This window comes from Streptomyces sp. 3330 (genome assembly GCF_031456635.1).
Lineage (GTDB): Bacteria > Actinomycetota > Actinomycetes > Streptomycetales > Streptomycetaceae > Streptomyces.
Genome location: NZ_JAVDVA010000018.1, coordinates 56,321 through 80,037 on the forward strand (window position 1 = coordinate 56,321; position 23,717 = coordinate 80,037).

Here is a 23,717-nt window from a genome sequence, read left to right on the forward strand (position 1 = left end):
TCCCCGGCGTCGACACCACCACCGTCTGGACCGGCCCCGACGCGAGGTCGCCGGTCGATTTCTCCTCCTTCGAGCACCTCGCCAGGACCGCCGAACGGGGTCTGTTCGACTTCTTCCTCCTCGCCGTGGGGCTGCGGCGTGCCCGTCAGTCCTTCATCGGCCGCCCGAGACGGTCGCCGCCGAGCCGGCGGAACTCGTGCGCGAGGACGCCGCCGACGGCTTCGTCCTCGCGCCGCAACGCACGCCCGACGGGCTCGACGAGTTCGTCGACCGGGTGGTGCCGCTGCTTCAGGAACGCGGCGTCTTCCGTACGGAGTACGCGGGACACACCCTGCGCTCCCACCTGGGCCTGCCCGCCCCGGCGGGGGACGGGCAGGCCGTTTGACGGCCCGTACGGCGACCGCGCCCCCGAGGGCGATCCGCACGACACCCCGTACGACGGCAGGACGGAGCGAGGTGAGCCGGTCTCGGCGCCCCGCGGGCCGCTCGCGCTCGGGCACCCTCGCGCGTGTCCTGAGACGGCCCGGGGAGCCCCCGGCCCGGGGGCTTTCCGGACGGTCGACTTCCGGACACCCCAGGGATCCGGGGGGCCGAAGAGGACGCCGAGGCGCTCGGGGCGACCGGCCCCGGCGGTCTGACCACGGACGGGAAGCCGTGCCGCGGGGAGGCGCGGTTCGGCGCCGGCACCGGACCGGGGGCTCCGGCCCGGGGGCGCGCGCGGCGCGCGGCGGCCGGTCGTGCCGGTGCCCGAGGAGTCCCTGGGGGCGGGCGTCTTCGGCCCGGACTCCCGACCGGCGGCCGGTCGCCGGGCGTCCGCACGACCCCCGGGGCGCACGCCGGGCCGTACGGTCCGCGCGGTACGGGGCGAGAACCGTGCGCCGGTGGCCGTACCGCTCCGGCGCCGGACGCCGACGGACGTGCGTTCGGCCCCGGGGCAGGCGGCGAACCGGCGTTCGTCCTGGCCGGGCAGCGGCTCGCCCTCCGGGGGAGCGGGCGGGGCGGCGGCGCGCCGCGGCTCCTGTTCCCCGATGCCGCAGGCCGGGTGAGCGGCCGTCGGTCCCGGTTCCCGCGCTCCGGCGCACCCGGGCGCGGACGGACGCGCACGGTCGACCTCCTCCGGGACGTACTGCCCCCGTGCGCCTTGCGGATGCTTTCCTCCGTCCCGTCCCGCCGCCGGGGAAGACATAGGACGTGGCGGTCGAGGCAGGAGAGCGCAACCCGGTCTGAGCTGGGGCAAGAGACTGCAAGAGGGCTCAACTCACGCAGTTCGTTGAAGGTCTGACGGCCGAAAGGCGCCCTTGCGCCGACCGGCCGTTCGGCCGAATACTCCCCCTCAGCGCTTGTCAGGGTCACGGCGTGTCCGAAATCCGGACGCATGCCGGTCCCCGGCTGCGCCTCACGGGCCCCGACCCCACACCACGGGCCCCCGACTTCCCCTGGGAGGGAACGAAACGTGAGGATCAAGCGCACCACCCCCACCACCCCCACGAGCGGCATCTCGAGACGGACCCGGCTGACCGCCGTGGCGACCGGGCTCGTGGCCGCCGCCGCGATCGCCATCCCCCACGCGAGCGCGGCCGACACCGCCACCTTCAGCAGCGCCCAGCTGAAGAGCGCCGGCGACTCGGTGCTCGAGGCGGACATCCCGGGTACCGCCTGGGCGGTCGACAGCAAGACCAACCGGCTTCTGGTGACCGTCGACAGCACGGTCTCGGACGCCGAGATCGCACAGATCAAGGAGCAGGCGGGCAGCAACGCCGGCGCGCTCACGATCAAGCACACGCCGGGCAAGTTCAACAAGCTGATCGGCGGCGGCGACGCCATCTACGGCGGCGGCTACCGCTGCTCGCTCGGCTTCAACGTCGTCAGCGGGAGCACCTACTACTTCCTGACCGCCGGGCACTGCGGCGAGGTCGCCTCGACCTGGTACTCCAACTCCGGTCAGACCACCGTGCTGGGCACGAACTCCGGCTACAGCTTCCCGACCAACGACTACGCGCTGGTCCGCTACACCAACACCTCGGTCGCCAAGGCGGGCACCGCGGGCAACACCGACATCACCAGCGCCGGCAACGCCACCGTCGGCCAGTCGGTCATCCGGGACGGCTCCACGACCGGTATCCACACCGGCCGGGTGACCGCTCTTAACGCCACGGTCAACTACGGCGGCGGTGACGTGGTCTACCAGATGATCCAGACGAACGTCTGCGCCGAGGGCGGCGACTCCGGCGGAGCGCTCTACACCTCCGGCGGTGTCGCGCTCGGTCTGACCTCCGGCGGCAGCGGCAACTGCACCTCGGGCGGCACGACCTTCTTCCAGCCCGTGACCGAGGCCCTGAGCCGCTACGGCGTCAGCGTCTTCTAGTCCTCGCGAGGGAGTCCCGCGCGGGAGCCCGCACCCGGGAATCCTCACGCGGGACCGCTCCACCCGGCCTGTGACCGCTCGCAGGCGAGCCCCCATACGCAACCGGCGTGCGGGGGCTCGCTCTTGCCGGAGGGCGGGGTTACCGTCGGGGTACAGGCAGTGATGCGCGGGCAGTGCTGTGGACCCCTGGGGGCCGGCAATGGTCGAGGAGCTGATGGTGGCGGGCGTCGCGCTGGTGTCCGCCGGAGCGGTCTACGTGGCGGCGGCGGCGCGGGTCGTCAAGCAGTACGAGCGGGGCGTGGTCCTGCGGCTCGGGAAACTCAGGCCCCAGGTGCGCGGGCCCGGGCTCACCCTGATCCTTCCGGGCATCGACCGGCTCCGGAAGGTCAACATGCAGATCGTCACGATGCCGGTGCCCGGGCAGGAGGGCATCACCCGGGACAACGTCACCGTGCGCGTGGACGCCGTCGTCTACTTCAAGGTGACCTCGCCGGCCGAGGCGGTCGTCCGGGTGGAGGACTACCGGTTCGCCGTCTCGCAGATGGCGCAGACCTCGCTGCGGTCCATCATCGGCAAGAGCGACCTGGACGATCTGCTGTCGGACCGCGAAAAGCTGAACCAGGGGCTGGAGTTGATGATCGACAGCCCGGCCGTGGAGTGGGGCGTCACCATCGACCGGGTGGAGATCAAGGACGTCTCCCTGCCGGAGACGATGAAGCGGTCGATGGCCCGGCAGGCCGAGGCCGACCGTGAGCGGCGGGCCCGGATCATCAACGCCGACGCCGAACTCCAGGCGTCCAAGAAGCTCGCCGAGGCCGCGAAGGAGATGTCCGAGCAGCCGGCCGCGCTCCAGCTGCGGCTGCTGCAGACGGTGGTGGCGGTCGCCGCCGAGAAGAACTCCACGCTGGTGCTGCCGTTCCCGGTGGAACTGCTGAGGTTCCTGGAGCGGGCCCAGCAGCAGCAACCGCTTCCCCCGACGTCCTCCACACCCCCGACGACTTCCGCACCTCCGCCGCCCGAGGCGGAGTCGGGTTCCGGCCAGGACTAGACCTCAGCGCCGCGTGAGTGGTTACTCACGCGTAGCGTTTGCAGAGCGAATTCCCCTGTGGCGTCCAGGGGATGTCCCGAAGCGGTGAAGGCGCGGAGGGCGCGCGGTGCTCACCCTGTGCGCGTCCTGAAGTCGACCTTGTGTGCTCCCTGTGGGTGCCGGAAGAGTGGTCGCCCGTCAACCAGCCTTCCGGCCCGGAGCTGTCCCCATGACCGCCCGGGTCGACCCCCCACAGGAGGACGCGAGTTGAAGCACCGACGCATACCCGGGCGGCGGATCGCCATGACGGGCGCGGGCATCGCCGCGCTCGTCGCAGCCGGAGTCACCTTCCAGACTGCGAACGCCAGCGAGCCTGCGAAGACCTCGCAGCCCGCCCCCCTCTCGGCCCTCGCGGCCGGAAAGCTCGCCTCGACGCTCGGCCAGGACCTCGGCGCCGACGCGGCGGGCACGTACTACGACGCGAAGAGCAAGAGCCTCGTGGTGAACGTCCTCGACGTGGCCGCCGCGAAGACCGTCGAGGCGGCCGGCGCCAAGGCCAGAATCGTCGAGAACTCCCTCGCCGAACTGACCGGCGCCCGTACGACGCTCGCGGCGGACGCGTCCGTCCCGGGCACCGCCTGGGTGACCGACCCGACCACCAACAAGGTCGTCGTCACGGCCGACCGCACGGTCTCCGACGCCGAGTGGGCCAAGCTCACCAAGGTCGTCGACGGGCTCGGCCAGGTGGCCGAACTCCAGCGCACCAAGGGGGAGTTCAAGCCCTTCATCGCCGGTGGCGACGCCATCACCGGCGGCACCGGGCGCTGCTCCCTCGGCTTCAACGTGGTCAAGGGCGGCGAGCCGTACTTCCTGACCGCCGGACACTGCACCGACGCCATCTCCACCTGGTCGGACTCCTCCGGCACCCAGATCGGCGCCAACGAGGTGTCCAGCTTCCCGGACAACGACTACGGCCTGGTCAAGTACACCGCCGAGGTCGACCACCCGAGCGAGGTCGACCTCTACAACGGCTCGGCCCAGCAGATCACCGGCGCCGCCGAGGCCACCGTCGGCATGAAGGTCACCCGCAGCGGCTCGACCACCCAGGTGCACTCCGGCACGGTCACCGGCCTGGACGCCACGGTGAACTACGGCAACGGCGACGTCGTCAACGGTCTCATCCAGACCGACGTCTGCGCCGAGCCCGGCGACAGCGGCGGCTCCCTCTTCTCGGGCAGCAGCGCCGTCGGCCTGACCTCGGGCGGCAGCGGCGACTGCAGCTCCGGTGGAGAAACGTTCTTCCAGCCGGTGACGGAGGCGCTCTCGGCGACGGGGACGCAGATCGGCTGACGGTCCCGCGGCACCCTTAGGAACGGCTGAAGTCCCGCCCCGCGCGCGAGGGGCGGGACTTCGCGCGTGTCCGCGCGGCGCGGTCCTGCGCCCTGGTCGCCGACCGCCGCGGCCCGGCTCACGGCGTGCGCGGCGCGCGGCGCGAGCGCAGGGCCGCCGCCAGCAGGGTGACGACGGTCCCCGCGGCCGCCCACGCCGACAGCACCAGCAGCGACGAGGTCATGTCGTTGCCCTCGAAGTAGGCGATCGAGCGCGCCGCCCAGGTCCCCGCGCCCGGCGGCAGTGCCGGACCGATCGCCTTCCAGAACGGCGGGAGCAGCGGAGGCGGGAGGGCGCCGCCCGCGCTGGGGTTGCCCAGGATCACCACGAGCAGGATGGCCAGCCCGATGCCGGCGAGCCCGAAGACGCCCTGGCAGGCGAGCGTGGCCGCGCCGACCGCGAAGATGATCAGTGCGCCGAGCCCCCAGCAGGCCGCGATGCCGCCCGGCAGGGCGTCCAGGACCGGGCCGACGATCAGGGCGCCGCCGAGTCCGCCGACGATCCCGACGGCGGCCATGGCGAGGAGCCGGATCACGGCGCGCCGCGGGGTGGAGCGGGCGGCCCCCGAGCTGATCACCATGATCGACGCGCACAGATAGCCGCCCACGCACCAGCCGACGACGAGATAGAAGGACGACAGCCCGTTGGCGTCCTGGGTGTCGGCCGGGATCACGTCGAGGGTCCGCAGGGTGCGCCCCTCGGACTTCTCCAGGGTGCCGGTGAGCGCCACCAGGGTGGTCGCGAGCACTTTCCCGCCGCCGGATGCCACCAGGAGGGTGTCGGTGGTGCCGGACCCGTCGACGATCAGGGCGCCGTCGATCTCCCGGTGCAGGATCTGCTTCCGGGCCGTCGCCGCGTCGGCCACCGCGCGCGGGTCGAGGGGATCGCCGGGCAGCTTCTCCAGCCGGGCCACCGCCTGCCGGGCGGCGGCCGGGGACGCGACGACGCCGAAGGGCACGTCCTTGGGCTTCGGGTCGTGCAGCGCCCCCACGTAGGAGGCGATGAAGAGCAGATGGAGCGCGACGACGCCGATCACCAGCAGGGTGGCCCGGGGGGTGACGGCGTCCTTCACCTCGTCGAGGAAGGAGCCGGGGGAGGGGGCACCTGCGGAGTCGCGGGGCCCGACGGCGCCGGTGGTCGATGTCATGTCCCCACGGTCCGGGGTGCGGGGTGTTTCCGCAGGTGGGAGGCGTCCGAACGGCTGTCGTACAGACGTTCGGAAATTGGTCTATGGTGGGGGTGGGAGAGTTGGGAACTGATGTTCGATTCGCGGGAGGTGGTGCGGATGCCAGGGTTCACGCATCTGCACACCGTCTCCGGGTTCTCCCTGCGCTACGGCGCCTCGCACCCGGAGCGGCTGGCCGAGCGCGCCGCGGAGCGGGGGATGGACGCCCTCGCCCTCACCGACCGCGACACCCTCGCGGGCACGGTCCGCTTCGCCAAGGCCTGCGCCAGGGCGGGCGTGCGCCCGCTGTTCGGAGTGGATCTGGCGGTGGCGGCCCCCGAGCGTCCGCAGGGCGGCGCGTCCGTACGACGGGACAGGCCCCGCGCCCCCGTGCGCGGCGGCGCCTTCGTCGACGAGTCGGCGCCCCGCGTCACCTTCCTCGCCCGCGACGGCGCCCGGGGCTGGGGCGACCTGTGCCGGATCGTCACGGCCGCGCACGAGGGCGAGGGCGCCGCGTCGCTGCCCTGGGCCGGGAACCACGGCGCGGGGCTGACCGTCCTGCTCGGCCCGGCCTCCGACGTCGGCCGCGCGCTCGCCGCGGGCCGGCCGGACCGCGCGGCGAAGCTCCTCGCCCCCTGGCGGGAGGTGTACGGCGACGCCCTGCGCCTGGAGGCCGTCTGGCACGGCCGCACCGGAACCGGCCCCGGCTCCCTGCGGCTGGCCGCCCGTACCGTCGGCTTCGCGGCCGACCAGCGGATCCGGCCCGTCCTCAGCAACGCCGTCCGGTACGCCGACCCCGGTCAGGGTCCGGTCGCCGACGTGCTGGACGCCGCCCGGCGGCTGGTCCCGGTCGACCCGGCGAAAGGGCTGGACTCCGGGGAGGCCTGGCTCAAGGACGCGGGCGCGATGCTGCGCGCGGCGGAGCGGATCGTCGAGGCCGCGGGCTACCGGCGCGACACCGCGCACCGCCTGCTGGAACAGACGCGGGCGACGGCCGCCGAGTGCCTGGTCGACCCCGACGACGACCTCGGGATGGGCGCCGTCCACTTCCCCGAGCCGCATCTCGTCGGCGCGGGCCGCCGCACCGCCCAGCGGACGCTGGCCTCCCGGGCGGCGGCCGGGATGGTGCTGCGCGGCCACTCCGGGAAGCGCGCCTACTGGGAGCGGATGCACCGGGAGCTGGACATCATCGCCCACCACGGCTTCGCCTCGTACTTCCTGACGGTCGCCCAGGTCGTGGACGACGTGCGGGGGATGGGCATCCGGGTCGCGGCCCGCGGCTCCGGCGCGGGATCGCTGGTGAACCACCTGCTCGGGATCGCGAACGCCGATCCGGTCGAGCACGGGCTGCTGATGGAGCGCTTCCTGTCCAAGGAGCGGGTCGTGCTGCCCGACATCGACATCGACGTGGAGTCCGCGCGCCGGCTGGAGGTCTACCGGGCGATCATCGAACGGTTCGGCACCGAACGGGTCGCGACGGTCGCGATGCCGGAGACGTACCGGGTCCGCCACGCCGTCCGGGACGTCGGCGCGGCCCTGTCCATGGATCCGGCCGAGATCGACCGCATCGCCAAGTCCTTCCCGCACATCCGGGCGCGCGACGCCCGGACGGCGCTGGCGGAGCTGCCCGAACTCAGGTCGCTGGCGGAGGAGAAGGAGCGGTACGGGAGGTTCTGGGAGCTGGTCGAGGCTCTCGACGCCCTCCCGCGCGGGGTCGCCATGCATCCGTGCGGGGTGCTCCTCTCCGACGCCTCCCTGCTCTCCCGTACGCCGGTCATGCCGACCAGCGGCGAGGGGTTCCCCATGGCCCAGTTCGACAAGGACGACGTCGAGGACCTCGGGCTGCTCAAGCTGGACGTGCTGGGCGTGCGGATGCAGTCGGCGATGGCGCACGCGGTGGGCGAGGTGGAGCGGGCGACGGGGGAGCGGATCGACCTGGACACGCTGGAGGGCGGCGACCCGGCGACGTATCGGCTCATCCGGTCCACCGAGACGCTGGGGTGCTTCCAGATCGAGTCGCCGGGACAGCGGGACCTGGTGGGGCGGTTGCAGCCGGCCACCTTCCACGATCTCGTCGTCGACATCTCCCTCTTCCGGCCCGGCCCGGTCGCCGCCGACATGGTGCGGCCGTTCATCGAGGCGCGGCACGGGCGGGCGCCGGTCCGCTATCCGCACCCGGATCTGACGGAGTCGCTGCGGGACACCTACGGGGTGGTCGTCTTCCACGAGCAGATCATCGACATCGTCGCCGTCATGACCGGCTGCGGGCGCGGTGAGGCGGACCGGGTCAGGCGAGGGCTGTCGGACCCGGAGTCGCAGGGGCGGATCAAGGTGTGGTTCGCCCAGCGCGCGGCGGACGGCGGCTACGACGCAGAAACGATTCAGCGGACTTGGGAGATCGTCGAGGCGTTCGGCTCGTACGGCTTCTGCAAGGCGCACGCGGTCGCCTTCGCCGTGCCGACGTACCAGTCGGCGTGGCTGAAGGCGCATCACCCGGCCGCCTTCTACGCCGGGCTGCTCACCCATGATCCCGGGATGTACCCGAAGCGGCTGCTGCTGGCGGACGCGCGGCGGCGGGGGGTGCCGGTGCTGCCGTTGGACGTGAACCGGTCGGCGGTCGCTCACCGTATCGAACTGGTGTCTGATTCAGGGCCGGGCCCTTCCGGCTCCCCCGGCTCCCCCGGCTCCCCCGGCTCCTCTGGTCCCTCTGGTCCTTCTGGTCCAGGGGTATGGGGACTGCGGCTCGCCCTCTCCGACGTGTACGGCATCACCGAGGCCGAGGCGGCACGGATCGCGGACGGGCAGCCGTACGCCTCGCTGCTGGACTTCTGGGAACGGGCGCGGCCGAGCCGTCCGCTCGCCGCGCGGCTCGCGCAGGTCGGCGCGCTGGACGCGTTCGGCGCCAACCGACGCGATCTGCAACTGCACCTGACCGAACTGCACCGGGGCGCCCGGGGTGCGGGCGGCGGTCAACTCCCGCTGGCCGGCGGGCGGAAGACCACCCCGGCCGGCCTGCCCGACCTGTCCTCCGAGGAGAGGCTCAGCGCCGAACTGGGCGTGCTGTCCATGGACGCCTCGCGCCATCTGATGGACGACCACCGGAGCTTCCTCGCCGAACTGGGCGTGCTGTCGGCGCGCCGGCTGCGCGAGGCCCGGCACGGCGAGACGGTCCTCGTGGCGGGCGCCAAGGCGGCCACCCAGACACCGCCGATCCGGTCCGGCAAGCGGGTCATCTTCACGACCCTGGACGACGGCACCGGCCTGGTCGACCTCGCCTTCTTCGACGACTCGCACGACGCCTGCGCGCACACCGTCTTCCACTCCTGGCTGCTGCTGGTGCGCGGGGTGGTGCAGCGGCGCGGCCCGCGCAGCCTCAGCGTGGTGGGCGCCGCCGCCTGGAACCTCGCCGACCTGCTGGAGGTGCGCCGGGACGAGGGGCTGGAAGGGGTCGCGGCCCGGCTGGCCGAACCCGGCGGCGCTCCGGACACGGACGCTCCCGGCGCGGACGGCGACGGGGACGGCCCGGCGCACGGCCGGACGGCCGGGTCGCAGGAGTCGCCCGCGCCGGCGGGTGCGGCCGCCCGGGACGCGCCGGAACAGCGTCGCATCCGCATGTCCACGGGGTACGAGATGCACCCCTGGTCCGATCTGCGCCCCGCGGGCGAAGGGCCCGCGGTGGGAAGGAAGTTGTGGCACCAGAGTCCGGGGAGTGCGGGATGACCATCCTCTGCGTACGTTTCCAGCTGCCTTCGACGGACGAGGCCGCCCTGCCGGGGCTGCTCGGACTGCTGGAGGAGTTCACGCCGGTCGTCGAGGCGTTGCCGCCGGACGGCGCGCTGGTCGATCTGCGCGGCGCCGAACGGTACTTCGGGCGCAGCGCGGTCGAGCTGGCGTCGGTGATCAGGGTGCGCGCGCTCGCGCTGCACGGGGTCGACTGCGTGATCGGCGCGGGCCCCGGCCCGATGTCCGCCCGCATGGCGCTGCGGGGCGCCCGGCCCGGGGTGACGTGCGCGGTCCCGGAGGACGGGGTACGGGAGTTCCTCGCCGGGAAGCCCGTCGTGGCGCTGCCCGGTGTCGGCGCGGCGACCGCCCGCACCCTGTGCGAGTACGGCCTCGACACCCTCGGCCGGGTCGCCGCCGCACCCCTGTCCACGCTCCAGCGCCTGGTCGGCGCGAAGGCGGGCCGGGAACTGCACGACAAGGCGAACGGTGTCGACCGCGGCCGGGTCGTGCCGAACGCCGTGTCCAGCTCGCTGGCCACCGAACGCCCCTTCGGGCGCGACGAGTTGGACCCCGCCCGGCATCGGCGCGCGCTTTTGTCGGCCGCTGGGGAACTGGGCGCCCGGCTGCGCGCCGTGGAGAAGGTCTGCCGCACCCTGACCCTCACGGTGCGCTACGCCGACCGCTCCTCCACCACCCGAAGCCGCACCCTCGGGGAGCCGACCGCGCACTCGCCGGCCCTGACGAGGACGGCGTACGGCCTGTACGAGGCGCTCGGTCTCCAGCGGGCCCGGGTCCGCGCGATCGTCCTGCGCGCCGAGGCCCTGGGCCCCGCCGGCCAGGCCTCCCACCAGCTCACCTTCGATCCCGTGGACGAGAAGGTCCGCCGTATCGAGGAGGTGGCCGACCGGGTGCGGGCGAAGTTCGGGCCGGGGGCGGTGAAGCCCGGGACGCTGGCGGCGTGACGAACAACGCCCGGAACGCGCTCAGTTGGCCCACGGGGGAGTGATCCGGGTCCCGTCGGACAGCTCCGCCTCCAGGCCGATGGACGTGGTCACCCAGGAGAGCGCGGTGTGATCGGTCGGGTTCTCGACGGCCAGGGTCGCCCCCGGGTTGACGATCACCGTGTCGCCGGCCCTGATCCGCTCGGCGCGGCCGTCGAGGGTGAGGATCAGCTCGCCGACGAGCAGATGGAAGATCTCCTCCCGGCTGACGGTGTGCGCGGGCGCCTTCGTCCCGGCGGGGATCTCCCCTCTCCAGGCGCACAGCTCCTTGCTGCCGGTGCGGGGGGCGGCGTACGAGACGAAGCGGGCGCCGTGGATCTCGTGCGTGACGGCGTCGGACGAGCGGATGACGGGCATGGGCGTCTCCTGTCGGTTTCGGCTGCTGCCGGACGCCTCCGGTGGACGGGCGTCCGAGATTGGTCAAGCAGCTTGACTATCTGGATCCATGGTCAAGCTCCTTGACCAATCTGTCAAGAATGTTTCAATGCAGACGTGCAGAACTCCGAAGCCCTTGCCCTGAGCGCCGCCCTGCTCGCCGCCGCCGGCGAGCTCACCCGGCGCATCAACGACGGCGTCGTCGCCCGCGGGTTCGAGGGGCGCCCCGCCTACGGCTTCGCCTTCACCCGGCTCGCCCCGGGCGGCGCCACGGTCACCGAGCTCGGCGCCCATCTCGGGGTCACCAAGCAGGCGGCGAGTCAGCTCGTCGAGGAGCTGGTGCGGAAGGGGTACGTCGAACGCCGGCCGCACCCCGAGGACGCCCGGGCCCGGTTGATCGTGCTCACCGAGCGGGGCTGGGAGTGCACCAGGGCGGCGGAGGAGGCCGCCGCCGAGGCGGTGCGGGCGTGGGTCGACGTGCTCGGCGAGGGGGAAGTGCGCGTGCTGCGCGACCGATTGTCGCGAATCGCCCCGCATGGCCCCATCAAGCCCGCTTGGTGACGGCATATATCAGCGATCCCGGGCGGCCGTGGCTACCACTGGAAGTTTTTACTGACGCGTAACTTCACAGTTCAGCTACTCGCCCGTAACTTGACGAGTGAACAGCATCCTCGTGATCCGGGTCACAGGGCGTAAGGACATCGCACCTCCCTTGAGCCGCAAGGAGATCACCCGATGCTGCCCTGGAAACGCGCGCTCAGACCACTCGCCGCACTGCTGCTGGCCGCCGCGGCGGTCACCGTCCCCGCCTCCGCCGTCCACGCCGACTCAGCCGCCGCCGGCGCCACTGCCACCGGCGCCACCGCCACCGCCGCATCGAGTGGCTGGAACGACTACCGCTGCAAGCCCTCGGCCGCCCACCCCCGCCCCGTCGTCCTCGTGCACGGCACGTTCGGCAACTCGATCGACAACTGGCTGGCCCTCGCGCCCTACCTCACGGTCCGCGGGTACTGCGTCTTCTCCGTCGACTACGGCCAGCTGCCGGGCGTCCCGCTCTTCAACGGCCTCGGCCCCATCGACAAGTCGGCCGCGCAGCTCTCCGCCTTCGTCGACAAGGTGCTCGCCGCGACCGGCGCCGCCGAGGCCGACCTCGTCGGCCACTCACAGGGCGGCATGATGCCGCGCTACTACCTCAAGTTCCTCGGCGGCGCCGCGAAGGTCAACGCGCTCGTCGGCATCGCCCCCGACAACCACGGCACCACCCTGAGCGGGCTCGCCCACCTGCTGCCCTACTTCCCGGGCGCCGAGGACCTGCTCTCGGCCGCCACCCCCGGCCTCGCCGACCAGGTCGCCGGGTCCGCCTTCCTCACCAAGCTCAACGCGGGCGGCGACACCGTCCCCGGCGTCCGCTACACCGTCATCGCCACCAAGTACGACGAAGTGGTCACACCGTGGCGCACCCAGTACCTCAGCGGATCCGACGTGCGCAACGTCCTGCTCCAGGACCTGTGCCCGGTGGACCTCTCCGAGCACGTGGCGATCGGTCTGCTCGACCGGATCGCCTTCCATGAGGTGGCCAACGCGCTCGACCCGGCCCACGCCACCGCCACCACCTGCGCGTCCGTCTTCAGCTGACGCGCAGGTGTTCCGCCGGGGCCTGTCCGACCTGAGCCGCCGGTCAGGCCCCGGAGCATCGAGGAGCGGCGGCTCAGCGGCCGTGCCGTCCGCCGCTCACCGCCCGCCGGCGTACCGACCCGAACAGCAGCGCGGCCCCCAGCGCCAGGACGGCGGCGCCGCCCACCGCGAGAGAGGGGGCGCTGCCGTCACCGCCGGTCTCCGCGAGGCTCTCGCCCGATCCGGCGCCGGCCGCCTTCGGCCCGTCGGCCGCCAAGGGAGTCCCGGCCGCGGCGGAGGGCTCGGCGGTGGCCGACGTCACGGTCGCCGCGTCGCTCGTCGGGTCCGTGGTCGGGTCCGTGGTCGTGGCGGCGTCGTCGTCCCCGTGACCGTGGTGCTCGACCGTCGACTTGTCGGCGCCGTCCTCGATCTGCTCCTCGGAGGGCGCCGAGGCGGACGGCGCGGCACCGGCGCCGGTACCCGCTCCCGCTCCCGCGCCCGGGAACGTCACGTCCGAGCAGGAGTAGAACGCCTCCGGGCTGTCCGAGCGCTGCCAGACCGCGTACAGCAGCTGCTTGCCCGAACGCTCGGGAAGCGTCCCGGAGAAGGAGTAGAAGCCGCCCGACGCGACCGGGTCGGTGGCGGTCGCCACCGGGTGCTCCAGATCGAGGTCGGACCAGGCCAGCGTCCCGGCGGGGTCATAACCCGCCTTGGTCAGGTAGACCTTGAAGGTGCCCTTGTGCGGGGCGGTCACGCGGTACTTGAACGTGTACGCACCGCTGTCGACGCTCGTCGCCGGCCAGTCGGCGCGGGCCAGGTCCAGGCCTTTGAACTCGTCGTTGTTCGCGCTGCACAGCCTGCCGTCCGGGATCAGCTCCTGGTGGCGGCCGTTCGCGTCGCCGATGCGGATGCCGTTCCAGTCGTACAGCGCCTGCGTCCCGCCCGCCGCGACCGCGGCCCGGCACGCGTCCGACTTCGGGCTCTCCGGGCCCTCCGCGTAGCACTGGGCGACCCGGCTCACCGGGTCGCCCATCGACCCGTGCGCGGCCGCGGGCGCGGCGGACAGCAGGGTCAGGGCCGCCGGGATCAGTCCGACGGAGGCGGCGGAGGCGACGGCGGCGGCCTTGCGGCGTGCGGGCATGGGAGGACTCCTCGGGACCGGAACAGGTGGTGGCCTGATGTGTGCCGGAACCAAGAAACCGCGAAATCGCCTGCTCGGGGCGGTCCCCGGCGATCTTTAGGGCCGCCTTAAGGAAGCGCTGAGACTGGGATCAGGTAGGTAGCGTTCAGGGCATGACGAGCGAGGAGATCAGGCCCGCCACGGCGGCCGACGTGCCGGCCGTGAAGGCCGTGACGGACGCGGCGTACACGCGCTACATCGAGCGGATCGGGCAGGCGCCGCAGCCCATGGAGGCGGACCACGCGGCCGACGTGGCCGCGGGCAAGGTGTTCGTGACCGGCGACCCGCACGGCGGCGCGGTGGTCGGTCTCGTGGTGGTCGAGGCGTTCGCCGACCACCTGTTCCTCGACAGCATCGCCGTCCGCCCCGACGCCCACGGCAAGGGCGTCGGGCGGCGGCTGCTGCACTTCGTGGAGGCGCACGCGCGGGCGCTGGGCCTGTCCGAGATCAGGCTCTGCACCCACGCGCTGATGTGGGAGAACCAGGAGATCTACCCGAAGTACGGCTACGTGCGCGGGGAGCGGCGCACGGACGGGCCGTACGACCGCGTCCACTACCGCAAGCGGCTGGACTGAAGGCGGCGGCGCTCAGCCGTCCGGCCACCAGGTGCGTGCGATGTCCTTGCGCACCTCGGGGCGTCCGGCGGGCCGTTCCTCGACCTCGTCACGGATCCGGCGGGAATCCGTCTTCTTCAGGGGCTTCTGCACGGTCGTACGGCGCATGGCTGCCTCCTTCAGGAGCTACCGGGTTCCGCGTTCGCACGGAGGTAGACCCTTGGGGGGAGGGTTCCTCATCGGCCCCCCTTCTGTCAGTGGCGGTTGTCACGATTCGATTGTCAGTGGTGGGTGTCACTCTTGGGCACATGAGGGAAAACAGTGACGAAGCGATCGCGCCGGGTGTCGACTGGGACGCGGCGGCGGCCGCCTTCGACGAGGAGCCGGACCACGGCCTGCGCGACCCCGGGGTGCGCGCCGCCTGGGCCCGGCGGCTGCGCGCCTGGCTGCCGGAGCGCGGCGGCGACCTCCTCGACCTCGGCTGCGGCACCGGCAGCCTGTCGCTCCTCGCGGCCGAACAGGGCCACCGGGTGACGGGGGTCGACCTGTCCCGGGCCATGATCGACCTGGCCCGCGCCAAACTCGCCGGGCGTGACGCGGTGTTCCTCCTCGGTGACGCGGCGGCGCCGCCGGTCGGCGAGCAGCGCTTCGACACCCTGCTGGTACGGCATGTGCTGTGGACGCTGCCCGACCCGGCCCGGGCCCTGCGGCACTGGCGTGGTCTGGTGCGCCCCGGCGGGCGGCTCGTGCTGGTCGAGGGCGTGTGGGGGACCGTCGCCCCGGTCGGCATACCGGCGGACCGGCTCACCGCCCTGCTGGCCCCGCTGACGGGGGACGCGCGCGTCGAGCCGCTGTCGCAGGACGCGGAGCTGTGGGGCGGGGCTGTGGCGGACGACCGGTACGCGGTGGTGGCGACGGTGTGAGACGGCCCGTGCGGCGGTGGGGCGGGGACGGCGCGGCGCGGCGGCCGGGGAGGAACCGGGGTGCGGACGCCCGGGGTGACGGCGCCTCACTCCAGCAGCGACTCCAGGCCGCCCTCGACGGTGGCCAGCGCCTCCAGGTCGTCGAGCGCGGTCACCGCGGCGGCCGCGGCCGCCGGGTCCCGCCGCGCCAGCCCGCTCTCCTCGAACTCGTCCTCGTCCAGTCGCCGTACGTCCGTCCCGTCGGCGGAGCGCCACAGGTCCAGGTCGAGATCCTCGACGACCAGTTCGCCCCCGGACAGCGTGGCCGGGCGGGTGACGTCGCAGTACCAGCCCTTCACGGCGCCCGTCGCGTCGCGGACCTCCTTCACCGCGTACCAGCGGTCCCGCCAGTAGTACTCGGTGAAGACGTCACCCGCCTCGAAGCGGACGAAGCCGAAGTCGCGTACGGCGTCCCCGGCCCAGGGGGCGCGCACGGCGATCCGGGTGCCGTCGTCGGACAGCAGCTCGGCCGCGTACCGGATCTTCGTCCGGCCGCCCTTGACCAGGACGACCTCCACCGACCGCGCCGGCTCAGCCGAGTTCACGGACATGCCGTACCTCCGTCGCACAGATCTCGTAGCCGAACCACTTGTTGACCGCGAGCATCGGCGCGTTGTCCGCGTCGTTGCCCGTGTACGCCTCCGTGTACCCCGCGGCGCGGGCCCGGTGCAGCGAGTCGTTCTTGACGAGCTTGGCCAGGCCCCGGCCGCGGTGGGCGCGCGCGGTGCCGGTCATGCCCGTGGAGTACCGCCCGGCACCGTGGGTGTGGGCCACGCTGAAGGCGACGGGGCGGCCGTCGGCCACGGCGACCGACGTCAGCTCCCGGTCCAGGTGGGGATGGTTCCAGTACTCCTCGACCCAGGCCGCGTAGTCCGTGAACTCGGTCGCGATGTCGCCGGGTTCGTCCGAGCCCGCCTCCGCGTCCAGGGCGAACAGCGGGCGCGGATCGTCGGCGAAGTCGGCGGCCGTACGCAGCTCGACGCCGGGCGGGGGGTCCTGGAGCGGTGGCAGCGCCGCTCCGGCCAGGTCCAGGCGGAGGAAGTGCGCGGAGCGGCTCGGCCGGTAGCCGTGCCGTTCGGCGAAGGCGCGGTCGGCCGGCTCGTCCAGGACCCAGGCGAACAGCTTCGACGCCCCGTGGGCCGCCAGATGCTCCTCGGCGGCGCGGACCAGCAGGGCGCCCGCGCCGCGCCGGGTGCGCGCGGGGTCCACGTACACGTTGAGGGACCCCTGGCCGGGCTCCGGGCTGTCCTGGGCGAGGCCCACCTGGGCGGTGCCGATGATCTCGCCGTCCTGCACGGCGACCAGCTTGCGGGCGTGGGCGCCGGGACGGGACAGCGACAGGCCGTGCAGCACGGACGCGGGGCTGAAGAACACATAGGGCAGGGCGCGGTGCCGGACCCGGACGAAACCCTCGAGGTCGGCGGGCGTCTCGGGGCGCAGGTCGCGCACGATGACGGTCATGTGAGCGCACGCTACGGTCGGGCGGCGCCGGGCCGCCTCCCATTTTCGGCTCCGCCCGCGCCCCCGTCGCCCGGCGGGTGCGGGACAATCGGCCCGTGACCTTGAAGATCCACATCGATGAGAGCGCCGCGCCGTACGAGCAGGTGCGGGCGCAGATCGCCGAGCAGGCGCGGTCGGGAGCGCTGCCGGTCGGGTACCGCCTGCCGACGGTGCGGGGGCTGGCCGAGTCGCTCGGCCTCGCCGCGAACACCGTCGCCAAGGCGTACCGGGCGCTGGAGGGGGACGGGGTGATCGAGACCCGGGGGCGCAACGGCACGTTCGTCGCCGCGGCCGGACCGGCGGCCGAGCGGGAGGCGGCGGGCGCCGCGCAGGCCTACGCCGAGCGCGTGGTGCGGCTGGGACTCACCGAGGACCAGGCGTCGGCCGCCGTCCGGGACGCCCTGCGGGCGGCCTACGGGCGGTGACCGGCGACGCGGGGTGATCCCCGTCCCACGGTGGTCGTCGGTGACCGGCGAGCAGGGGTGTGCGTGACCGGCGAGCAGCCGCGAGCGCTGGCCGTCGGCGGACGGCGATCAGCGGCGCACGGTGGCCGTCGGTGAACGGCGTCAGCGGTGTGCGGCCGGCGGTGATCAGCGGTGTGCGGCGAGCGCGCCCGGCGTGCGGGTCACGCGCAGCCCCGCCCGCCGCGCAGTCCTCCCGAACAGCGCCGCGTCCTCCACCGCCGCACCACCGGGGTCGTTGTTGAAGTAGGCGTAGACGTCGTTTCCGCCGTCGGCCGGCCAGGTCGTCGCGATGCGGTCCAGCCAGGTCTCCAGGGCCCGGCGGCCGTAGTGCGGCCAGGGCCGGGCGCGGCCCTGGTGGAAGCGGACGTACCCCCAGTCGGCGGTGCGCCACAGCGGGGTGACCGGGCGGGATCCGGCGTCCGCCCAGCACAGAGCCGCGCCCCGGCCCCGCAGGACCTCCCGCACCTCGGGCGTCCACCACGACGCGTGCCGTGGCTCCACCGCGACCCGCGTACCCGGCGGGAAGCAGGACAGACAGGCGTCCAGGAGCCCGGCGTCGGCCCGCAGGTTCGGCGGCAGCTGGAGCAGCACCGGGCCGAGACGGTCACCGAGGCCGGCCGCGTGGCCCATCAGGCGCTCCACCGGCTCCCCGGGGTCCTTCAGCCGCTTGATGTGGGTCAGATAGCGGCTGGCCTTCACCGCGACCACGAAGTCCGGCGGGACGCGCCCGGCCCAGGACGCGAACGTCTCCCGCGACGGCAGCCGGTAGAAGGCGTTGTTGATCTCGACGGTGGCGAAGTGCCCGGTGTACTCCTCCAGCCACCGCCGCACGGGCACGCCCTCCGGGTACAGGACGCCCCGCCAGTCCTTGTACTGCCAGCCGGAGGTGCCGACGTACAGCGTCATACCTCCATCAGAACACCTACAGGTACAGTCCCGCGTCCGACCGCCCCCGGGGTTCCGGCAGCGAGGTCGGGGAGGTGCCCCGGCGCAGCGCGTACAGCTCCGCGAGCGTCGCGCCCTCGCGGCCGACCCCCTCCTCCGTACCGAGCCAGTCCACGGCCTCCCGCCGGGTCAGCGGACCGACCTCGATACGGGCCATGCAGCGGCCGGGGCGGACGACGGCGGGGTGCAGGCGCTCCAGGTCCTCGTTGGTCGTGACCCCGACCAGGACGTTGCGGCCCTGGCCGAGCAGGCCGTCGGTGAGGTTCAGCAGCCGGGACAGGGCCTGGCCCGCCGTGTGCTTGGCCTCGCCGCGGATCAGCTCGTCGCAGTCCTCCAGGAGCAGCAGCCGCCAGCGGCCCTTGCCGGCGCCGTCCTCCTCGCCGATCGCGATGTCCATCAGATAGCCGACGTCGGAGAAGAGCCGCTCGGGGTCCAGGACGCAGTCGACCTGGCACCACTCCCGCCAGGAGCGGGCCAGCGTGCGCAGCGCCGACGTCTTGCCGGTGCCGGGCGGGCCGTGCAGCAGGAGCAGCCGGCCGGCGATGTCCTGCGGGGTCGTCCCCATCAGGCCGTCCATCGCCTCGGCCACGGGCGCCGTGTAGTTGGGGCGCACCTCGTCCCAGGTGCCGGCGGAGATCTGCCGGGTGGTGCGGTGCGGGCCGCGCCGCGGGGAGACGTACCAGAAGCCCATGGTCACGTTCTCCGGCTGCGGCTCGGGTTCGTCCGCCGCGCCGTCGGTGGCCTGGTCGAGCACCTGCGCCGCCAGCTCGGCGGTGGTCGCGGTGACCGTGACGTCGGCCCCGCGGTTCCAGCGGGAGACCAGCAGTGTCCAGCCGTCGCCCTCGGCCAGGGTGGCGCTGCGGTCCTCGTCGCGGGCGACCCGCAGCACGCGGGCGTGCGGCGGCAGGAGGGTCGCGCCGGAGCGCACGCGGTCGATGTTCACCGCGTGCGAGTACGGCTGCTCGCCCGTCGCGAAGCGGCCGAGGAACAGCGCGTCGACGACATCGGACGGGGAGTCGGAGTCGTCGACGTTGAGCCGGATCGGCAGTGCGTCGTGCGGGGGTACGGACATGCCGCCATGATCCGGCACAAGAGCCTCGTCCGCACCCGGTTTCCGCAGTGCGCGAGGTACGCCCGGTGTGTCGGGTGTGCCGGACGCCGGGAACCGGCCCCGCCGGGTGGGCGAGGCCCCGGCCCGCTCGGCCGGGGCCACCCCTCAGACCGCCCGCCGGAGTCGCCGGGCCCGCCGCACCAGGGCGTACCCCTGGGTGAGCGCCCGGTCCCTCGCGAACGTCCGGCCGACCGCCCGGCCGTCGACGAGCCGTTCGAACTCCTCGGCGTCCGTGCCGCGCCGTACCGTCACCCGCCGCAGGGCGTAAGGACCCTGGGCGCGGTGGGCGAGGGCGTTGCCCACGGCGAGTGCCTGGGCGAACCCGTGCCCGCGGACCGCTGTGCGCACCCGGCGGGTGGAGTAGCCGTACGGGTAGGCGAACGAGACGGGCGGCGCCCCCAGTTCGCCCGCGACGATGTCCCGGCAGCCGGTCAGCTCGGCGCACAGCCGGGCGTCGTCGAGCTGGTCGAGCTGCGGATGGGTGTGGCTGTGGCCGCCGATCTCCACCCCGTTGTCCGCCAGTTCGCGCACCTGCGGCCAGTCGAGCATGGCGTCCGGGGCGCCCCCGGTGTCGTAGCCGCCCCGGAGCCAGCCGGTGGTGACGAACAGGGTGGCCGGGAAGCCGTGCCCGGCCAGCACCGGGAGGGCGTGCCGGTGCACGCCCCGGTAGCCGTCGTCGAAGGTGATCAGGACCGGGCGGGCCGGCAGCGGCCGGCCGGACCGCCAACGGGCCGCCAGTCCGGCGGTGGTGAGCGGGGTCCGGCCCCGGTCGGCGAGCACCGCCATCTGCTCGGCGAACGCCTCGGGCGTGACCGAGAGGGCGCGGGTGGCCGGGCTCGGGTCGGCGGCCACCGCGTGGTACATGAGGATCGGCACGCGCGCCCCCGTCATGCGGCCCGCTCCACCTGGTCCACCCGGATCGGCACCACGGCGAACGTCGTCCCCGTCCGGCGCGCCCGCGCGCTGCCGACCAGGTACCCGCCGGCCGCCGTGAGCACCCCGGCGACGATCGCCGCGGCCCGCCGGGCCCCGCCGGGCCGGGCCAGCAGCTGGTCGCGCAGTCCGCGGGCCACACCGGCCGGCAACACCCGGGTGGTGTAACGGCGTTCGGACTCCAGCCCCTTGCCGGCACCGACGCTGCGCGCGACGAGGGCCTTCGAGAGGCCCTCGGCGTAGGTGCGCGTGCGGAAGTACCCGAAGTGCTCGCGCGCCTCGGGCACCTTGTGGTGGATCACCGCGCGGTCGTCCATCAGCAGGATCGCGTCGGGTCTCGCGCGGCTGAGCCGGATGCACAGATCCGTCTCCTCGCCGCCCATCGGGCGTTTGCTGCCGTCGCGTCCGATGCCGGTGGCGAAGCCGCCCACGACGTCGAACGCGGTACGCCGGAAGGAGGCGTTCCCGCCGAGGATGTTGCGGACCCGGACCCGGCCGGGCGGCAGGCCCCGGTAGGAGCAGCCCACCACCCAGTCGAACTCCTCGGGGAACCAGGCGGGCCGCCGTCCGGAGGACCAGACGGGCACCGCCCGGCCGCCCACGGCCAGCACCCGGGGATCGGAGTAGGGGTCGGCGAACCTGCGCAGCCAGTCCCGTTCGGCGACGGCGTCGTCGTCGAGGAAGGCGACGACCTCGCCCCGGGAGGCGGCGATGCCGGTGTTGCGGCCGGCCGACAGCCCCCGCGGGCCCGCGTTGGGCAGCACCCGCACCCCTTCGGTCTCCTTGTACTCGCTCCGCAGCCGCTCCAGGAGCACCGGGTGGTGGTCGACGACGAGCAGGGTCTCCAGGGCCGGGTGGGTCTGCGCCCGCACCGAGGCGACCGCCGCGAGGATGTCCGCCCAGCGGTCCTCGGTGTACACGCAGATGACGACGGATACGCCGATCGTGCTCAAGACGTCTCCCCCCGGGCCGAGTCGAGCATCGGCGAACGGCGGGCCGCCCGGCGCAGCGCACGCCGGTTGGACCGCTCACGGAGGATCACGCGCAGCACGCGCAGCCCGTCGCGGACGGCGCGCAGATTGCTGACGCCGTGGATGCGCAGGTACTCGTGGCTGGGGATCTCCTGCACCTTCAGGCCGGCCTTGACGACCCGGATGTTCATCAGGGTCTCGACCTCGAAGCCGGTGCAGTCCAGCTCGATCTTGTCCAGGCAGTGCCGCCAGAACGCGTTGTAGCCGTAGCAGAGGTCGGTGTAGCGGGCGCCGAACTTGCGGTTGACGATGGCGCACAGGACCCGGTTGCCGAGCATGCGGACGAAGGTCATGTCGTCGGTGCCGCCGCCGTTGGCGAAGCGGGAGCCCTTGGCGAAGTCCGCGCCGGAGACGAGGGCGGAGACGTACGAGACGATCTCGTTGCCGTCGGCCGAGCCGTCCGCGTCGACCATCACGATGATGTCGCCGCTGCACGCCTCGAAGCCGGTGATCAGGGCGTCGCCCTTGCCGCGGCCCTGCTGCCCGACGACCTTGACGCCGGGCCACAGGCCACGCGCGACCCGCACGGTGTCGTCGGTGGAGTTGCCGTCGACCAGGACCACCTCGTGGATCCAGTCCGGCAGCGTCTTGAACACGTACGGAAGGTTCTCGGCCTCGTTCATCGCGGGGATGACCACGCTCACCGGCGGCGCGATGGCCAGGTGAGAGGAGATGGGCCGGTACTTGCCGACGGTCGACGGGTCCTCGAGATCCTGGCCCGGTGTCGCCGGTTGCAGAACGGAACTCATGCGTCTGGTCCCTCTCGTCCGGTGAGCCGCCCGCCCCTGGGCGGCCCGGAATTCACGTCCGGTTCGAAAGGGGGGTTTCTCACCCATGGCGGAGTGGCCTCCGCGCAGACACGGGTGAGCTGGCAGAACTGACCGGCCGCCGTCGAAGGACGGCAGCCGACCGCGCGGCACGGCCCGGCCACCAGTGCGGTCACCGAGCTCGGCACCCCCCTACCGCGCTCCCGCCCCGATACCGCCGCGGTCCCTGAGCCCTCCCCTGGAGCCGTTGCCGACGGTCCGGTGCGAGTGAGATGTATGACGGTATTGATGATTACGCCCGGATGGCAAGCCCTTGGTGCCTGCCTCACCTTTTTGTTCGTTTGACCGTTACAGAATGATGCGTCCCTTCGAAAGGAACCGGCGCAAGAACGGACACGAGTGCGAACAAAAGCGTTCCCCGGAGGCCGCGGAGCCTCCGGGGAACGGTGGTTCGGATCAGTGCCGCAGGTGCCTTCGGGTCAGGGGACGATCTTGAGGAGCTTGTTCGGTGAGCCGGTGCCCGGCCCGGTGACCACGTTCGGGGTCGCGCCGTTCACCAGGGCCGTGGTCACCTCGGCCGGGGTGGCCGACAGGAGCCTCGGCCGCCCACGTGCGGAGAGCACGGGAGTTGAGGGGTTGTCAACAGTTTTGACATGAGCACGCAACATCCACCCCGCGAAGGAGGTGTGAACGATCCCGTCAGGAGCCAGAAAGTCTTGGCATGGACACTTCCCGTCAATACGCGTAGTTGCTACGAACGTTGTGGCAGAGATCCTGCTAAGGGAGGTTCCATGAGACGTTCCCGACTTGTCGTATTCGTGAGCTCACTCCTCCTCGCCATCGGCGCCGCCCTCACCGGGGCGGGCTCGGCGCAGGGCGCCCAACTCGCCGCCCCAGGCGGCTATGTGGCGCTGGGGGACTCCTACTCCTCCGGTGTCGGCGCGGGCAGTTACATCAGCTCGAGCGGCAACTGCAAGCGCAGCACCAAGGCGTACCCGTACCTCTGGAACGCCGCCCACGGCCCCTCGTCGTTCACCTTCGCGGCTTGTTCCGGCGCGCGAACGGATGAAGTTCTGGCGAGTCAGCTCGGCGGCCTGAACTCCTCGACCGGCCTGGTCTCCATCACCGTCGGCGGCAACGACGCGGGCTTCGCCGACGTCATGACGACCTGCGTCACCGGCTCCGACAGCACCTGTCTGTCCCGCATCAACACGGCCAGGGCCTACGTCGACTCGACGCTCCCCGGCCGGCTCGACACCGTCTACTCCTCGATCCGCGCCAAGGCGCCCAACGCACGCGTCGTCGTCATCGGCTACCCCCGCTTCTACCAGCTCGGCACGGTCTGCCTGGGCCTGTCCGAGACCAAGCGCTCCGCCATCAACAACGCGGCCGACTACCTCGACGCCGCGACCGCCAGGCGCGCCGCCGCCCACGGCTTCGTCTTCGGCGACGTCCGCACCCCGTTCAGCGGCCACGAGATCTGCTCCGGCAGTTCCTGGCTGCACAGCCTCAACTGGCTGAACATCGGTGAGTCGTACCACCCGACCGCGTCCGGCCAGTCGGGTGGCTACCTGCCGGTCCTGAACAGCGCCGCCTGATCCACCGGCTCCG

At 73.0% G+C, this 23,717-nt stretch carries 23 protein-coding genes and 1 pseudogene; 12 read left to right on the forward strand and 12 right to left on the reverse strand.

Annotated elements, in window-relative coordinates; all coding sequences use genetic code 11:
- Positions 1-143 precede the first annotated feature (143 nt).
- The 4 genes and pseudogenes from J2X68_RS27205 to J2X68_RS27220 all read left to right on the forward strand — a co-directional run.
- Positions 144-385, forward strand: a pseudogene (locus tag J2X68_RS27205) (F420-dependent methylene-tetrahydromethanopterin reductase); the annotation flags it as partial.
- Positions 386-1,453: 1,068 nt separating this feature from the next.
- Positions 1,454-2,365 carry a S1 family peptidase gene (locus J2X68_RS27210; RefSeq protein ID WP_310435207.1) on the forward strand — a complete coding sequence of 304 codons (912 nt, stop codon included), beginning with the start codon at positions 1,454-1,456 and terminating at the stop codon, positions 2,363-2,365.
- Between the two features lie 199 nt (positions 2,366-2,564).
- A complete protein-coding gene (locus J2X68_RS27215; RefSeq protein ID WP_310435208.1) occupies positions 2,565-3,413 on the forward strand; it encodes a slipin family protein in 849 nt (282 codons plus the stop codon).
- 246 nt (positions 3,414-3,659) lie between these two features.
- Complete coding sequence (locus J2X68_RS27220) at positions 3,660-4,742, forward strand: S1 family peptidase (protein WP_310435209.1); 1,083 nt, start codon at positions 3,660-3,662, stop codon at positions 4,740-4,742.
- A 118-nt stretch (positions 4,743-4,860) separates the two neighbouring features.
- On the opposite strand, the gene J2X68_RS27225 is transcribed toward J2X68_RS27220, so the two are convergent.
- Positions 4,861-5,928, reverse strand: coding sequence for a DUF3533 domain-containing protein (locus J2X68_RS27225; protein WP_310435210.1), 1,068 nt, complete (start codon positions 5,926-5,928; stop codon positions 4,861-4,863).
- Between the two features lie 138 nt (positions 5,929-6,066).
- Between J2X68_RS27225 and J2X68_RS27230 the strand changes: the two genes are divergently transcribed.
- Positions 6,067-9,666, forward strand: coding sequence for a DNA polymerase III subunit alpha (locus J2X68_RS27230; RefSeq protein ID WP_310435211.1), 3,600 nt, complete (start codon positions 6,067-6,069; stop codon positions 9,664-9,666).
- Entirely contained in the window at positions 9,663-10,631 is a 969-nt protein-coding gene (locus J2X68_RS27235; RefSeq protein ID WP_310435212.1) for a DNA polymerase thumb domain-containing protein, read from the forward strand. Before J2X68_RS27230 ends, J2X68_RS27235 begins: the two co-directional genes overlap by 4 nt.
- Positions 10,632-10,652: 21 nt before the next feature.
- On the opposite strand, the gene J2X68_RS27240 is transcribed toward J2X68_RS27235, so the two are convergent.
- Positions 10,653-11,027 carry a cupin domain-containing protein gene (locus J2X68_RS27240; protein WP_310435213.1) on the reverse strand — a complete coding sequence of 125 codons (375 nt, stop codon included), beginning with the start codon at positions 11,025-11,027 and terminating at the stop codon, positions 10,653-10,655.
- Positions 11,028-11,162: 135 nt separating this feature from the next.
- Here J2X68_RS27240 and J2X68_RS27245 point away from each other — a divergent pair, with 135 nt between their 5' ends.
- Both J2X68_RS27245 and J2X68_RS27250 read left to right on the forward strand, forming a co-directional pair.
- Positions 11,163-11,606: a MarR family winged helix-turn-helix transcriptional regulator gene (locus J2X68_RS27245; protein WP_310435214.1), complete on the forward strand. Its 444-nt coding sequence runs from the start codon at positions 11,163-11,165 to the stop codon at positions 11,604-11,606.
- Positions 11,607-11,780: 174 nt separating this feature from the next.
- Positions 11,781-12,680, forward strand: coding sequence for an alpha/beta fold hydrolase (locus tag J2X68_RS27250; protein ID WP_310435215.1), 900 nt, complete (start codon positions 11,781-11,783; stop codon positions 12,678-12,680).
- Between the two features lie 73 nt (positions 12,681-12,753).
- On the opposite strand, the gene J2X68_RS27255 is transcribed toward J2X68_RS27250, so the two are convergent.
- Positions 12,754-13,800 carry a lytic polysaccharide monooxygenase gene (locus J2X68_RS27255; RefSeq protein WP_310435216.1) on the reverse strand — a complete coding sequence of 349 codons (1,047 nt, stop codon included), beginning with the start codon at positions 13,798-13,800 and terminating at the stop codon, positions 12,754-12,756.
- A gap of 152 nt (positions 13,801-13,952) precedes the next feature.
- Here J2X68_RS27255 and J2X68_RS27260 point away from each other — a divergent pair, with 152 nt between their 5' ends.
- Entirely contained in the window at positions 13,953-14,414 is a 462-nt protein-coding gene (locus J2X68_RS27260; protein ID WP_310435217.1) for a GNAT family N-acetyltransferase, read from the forward strand.
- A gap of 12 nt (positions 14,415-14,426) precedes the next feature.
- Here J2X68_RS27260 and J2X68_RS27265 read toward each other — a convergent pair whose 3' ends face one another.
- On the reverse strand, positions 14,427-14,561 hold the full coding sequence (locus tag J2X68_RS27265) for a hypothetical protein (RefSeq protein ID WP_107085289.1): 135 nt from the start codon (positions 14,559-14,561) through the stop codon (positions 14,427-14,429).
- A 140-nt stretch (positions 14,562-14,701) separates the two neighbouring features.
- On the opposite strand from J2X68_RS27265, the gene J2X68_RS27270 reads away from it, so the two are divergent.
- Positions 14,702-15,316: a class I SAM-dependent methyltransferase gene (locus J2X68_RS27270; RefSeq protein WP_310435218.1), complete on the forward strand. Its 615-nt coding sequence runs from the start codon at positions 14,702-14,704 to the stop codon at positions 15,314-15,316.
- Between the two features lie 86 nt (positions 15,317-15,402).
- Here J2X68_RS27270 and J2X68_RS27275 read toward each other — a convergent pair whose 3' ends face one another.
- Complete coding sequence (locus J2X68_RS27275) at positions 15,403-15,906, reverse strand: DUF402 domain-containing protein (RefSeq protein WP_310435219.1); 504 nt, start codon at positions 15,904-15,906, stop codon at positions 15,403-15,405.
- Complete coding sequence (locus J2X68_RS27280) at positions 15,887-16,816, reverse strand: GNAT family N-acetyltransferase (protein ID WP_310435220.1); 930 nt, start codon at positions 16,814-16,816, stop codon at positions 15,887-15,889. The genes J2X68_RS27275 and J2X68_RS27280 overlap by 20 nt, the downstream gene beginning before the upstream one ends.
- Before the next feature lie 95 nt (positions 16,817-16,911).
- Between J2X68_RS27280 and J2X68_RS27285 the strand changes: the two genes are divergently transcribed.
- Positions 16,912-17,280: a GntR family transcriptional regulator gene (locus J2X68_RS27285; protein WP_310435221.1), complete on the forward strand. Its 369-nt coding sequence runs from the start codon at positions 16,912-16,914 to the stop codon at positions 17,278-17,280.
- Positions 17,281-17,445: 165 nt separating this feature from the next.
- On the opposite strand, the gene J2X68_RS27290 is transcribed toward J2X68_RS27285, so the two are convergent.
- The 6 genes from J2X68_RS27290 to J2X68_RS27315 form a co-directional block, all read right to left on the reverse strand.
- Positions 17,446-18,225: a DUF72 domain-containing protein gene (locus tag J2X68_RS27290; protein ID WP_310435222.1), complete on the reverse strand. Its 780-nt coding sequence runs from the start codon at positions 18,223-18,225 to the stop codon at positions 17,446-17,448.
- 16 nt (positions 18,226-18,241) lie between these two features.
- Positions 18,242-19,336 carry a DUF5925 domain-containing protein gene (locus tag J2X68_RS27295; RefSeq protein WP_310435223.1) on the reverse strand — a complete coding sequence of 365 codons (1,095 nt, stop codon included), beginning with the start codon at positions 19,334-19,336 and terminating at the stop codon, positions 18,242-18,244.
- 144 nt (positions 19,337-19,480) lie between these two features.
- Complete coding sequence (locus J2X68_RS27300) at positions 19,481-20,266, reverse strand: polysaccharide deacetylase family protein (RefSeq protein WP_310435224.1); 786 nt, start codon at positions 20,264-20,266, stop codon at positions 19,481-19,483.
- Positions 20,263-21,261, reverse strand: coding sequence for a glycosyltransferase family 2 protein (locus J2X68_RS27305; protein WP_310435225.1), 999 nt, complete (start codon positions 21,259-21,261; stop codon positions 20,263-20,265). Before J2X68_RS27305 ends, J2X68_RS27300 begins: the two co-directional genes overlap by 4 nt.
- A complete protein-coding gene (locus J2X68_RS27310) occupies positions 21,258-22,088 on the reverse strand; it encodes a glycosyltransferase family 2 protein (protein WP_310435226.1) in 831 nt (276 codons plus the stop codon). The genes J2X68_RS27305 and J2X68_RS27310 overlap by 4 nt, the downstream gene beginning before the upstream one ends.
- A gap of 497 nt (positions 22,089-22,585) precedes the next feature.
- On the reverse strand, positions 22,586-22,729 hold the full coding sequence (locus tag J2X68_RS27315) for a hypothetical protein (protein ID WP_310435339.1): 144 nt from the start codon (positions 22,727-22,729) through the stop codon (positions 22,586-22,588).
- A gap of 168 nt (positions 22,730-22,897) precedes the next feature.
- On the opposite strand from J2X68_RS27315, the gene J2X68_RS27320 reads away from it, so the two are divergent.
- Complete coding sequence (locus tag J2X68_RS27320; RefSeq protein WP_310435227.1) at positions 22,898-23,704, forward strand: SGNH/GDSL hydrolase family protein; 807 nt, start codon at positions 22,898-22,900, stop codon at positions 23,702-23,704.
- The last annotated feature ends 13 nt before the right edge of the window (positions 23,705-23,717 follow it).

Coding starts and splice junctions, on each gene's coding strand:
- J2X68_RS27255 (WP_310435216.1), bottom strand. CDS start 13,800: ATGCCCGCACGCCGCAAGGCCGCCGCCGTCGCCTCCGCCGCCTCCGTC.
- J2X68_RS27300 (WP_310435224.1), bottom strand. CDS start 20,266: ATGACGGGGGCGCGCGTGCCGATCCTCATGTACCACGCGGTGGCCGCC.
- J2X68_RS27225 (WP_310435210.1), bottom strand. CDS start 5,928: ATGACATCGACCACCGGCGCCGTCGGGCCCCGCGACTCCGCAGGTGCC.
- J2X68_RS27230 (WP_310435211.1), top strand. CDS start 6,067: ATGCCAGGGTTCACGCATCTGCACACCGTCTCCGGGTTCTCCCTGCGC.
- J2X68_RS27265 (WP_107085289.1), bottom strand. CDS start 14,561: ATGCGCCGTACGACCGTGCAGAAGCCCCTGAAGAAGACGGATTCCCGC.
- J2X68_RS27250 (WP_310435215.1), top strand. CDS start 11,781: ATGCTGCCCTGGAAACGCGCGCTCAGACCACTCGCCGCACTGCTGCTG.
- J2X68_RS27270 (WP_310435218.1), top strand. CDS start 14,702: ATGAGGGAAAACAGTGACGAAGCGATCGCGCCGGGTGTCGACTGGGAC.
- J2X68_RS27310 (WP_310435226.1), bottom strand. CDS start 22,088: ATGAGTTCCGTTCTGCAACCGGCGACACCGGGCCAGGATCTCGAGGAC.
- J2X68_RS27260 (WP_310435217.1), top strand. CDS start 13,953: ATGACGAGCGAGGAGATCAGGCCCGCCACGGCGGCCGACGTGCCGGCC.
- J2X68_RS27215 (WP_310435208.1), top strand. CDS start 2,565: ATGGTCGAGGAGCTGATGGTGGCGGGCGTCGCGCTGGTGTCCGCCGGA.
- J2X68_RS27320 (WP_310435227.1), top strand. CDS start 22,898: ATGAGACGTTCCCGACTTGTCGTATTCGTGAGCTCACTCCTCCTCGCC.
- J2X68_RS27240 (WP_310435213.1), bottom strand. CDS start 11,027: ATGCCCGTCATCCGCTCGTCCGACGCCGTCACGCACGAGATCCACGGC.
- J2X68_RS27295 (WP_310435223.1), bottom strand. CDS start 19,336: ATGTCCGTACCCCCGCACGACGCACTGCCGATCCGGCTCAACGTCGAC.
- J2X68_RS27275 (WP_310435219.1), bottom strand. CDS start 15,906: ATGTCCGTGAACTCGGCTGAGCCGGCGCGGTCGGTGGAGGTCGTCCTG.
- J2X68_RS27290 (WP_310435222.1), bottom strand. CDS start 18,225: ATGACGCTGTACGTCGGCACCTCCGGCTGGCAGTACAAGGACTGGCGG.
- J2X68_RS27235 (WP_310435212.1), top strand. CDS start 9,663: ATGACCATCCTCTGCGTACGTTTCCAGCTGCCTTCGACGGACGAGGCC.
- J2X68_RS27280 (WP_310435220.1), bottom strand. CDS start 16,816: ATGACCGTCATCGTGCGCGACCTGCGCCCCGAGACGCCCGCCGACCTC.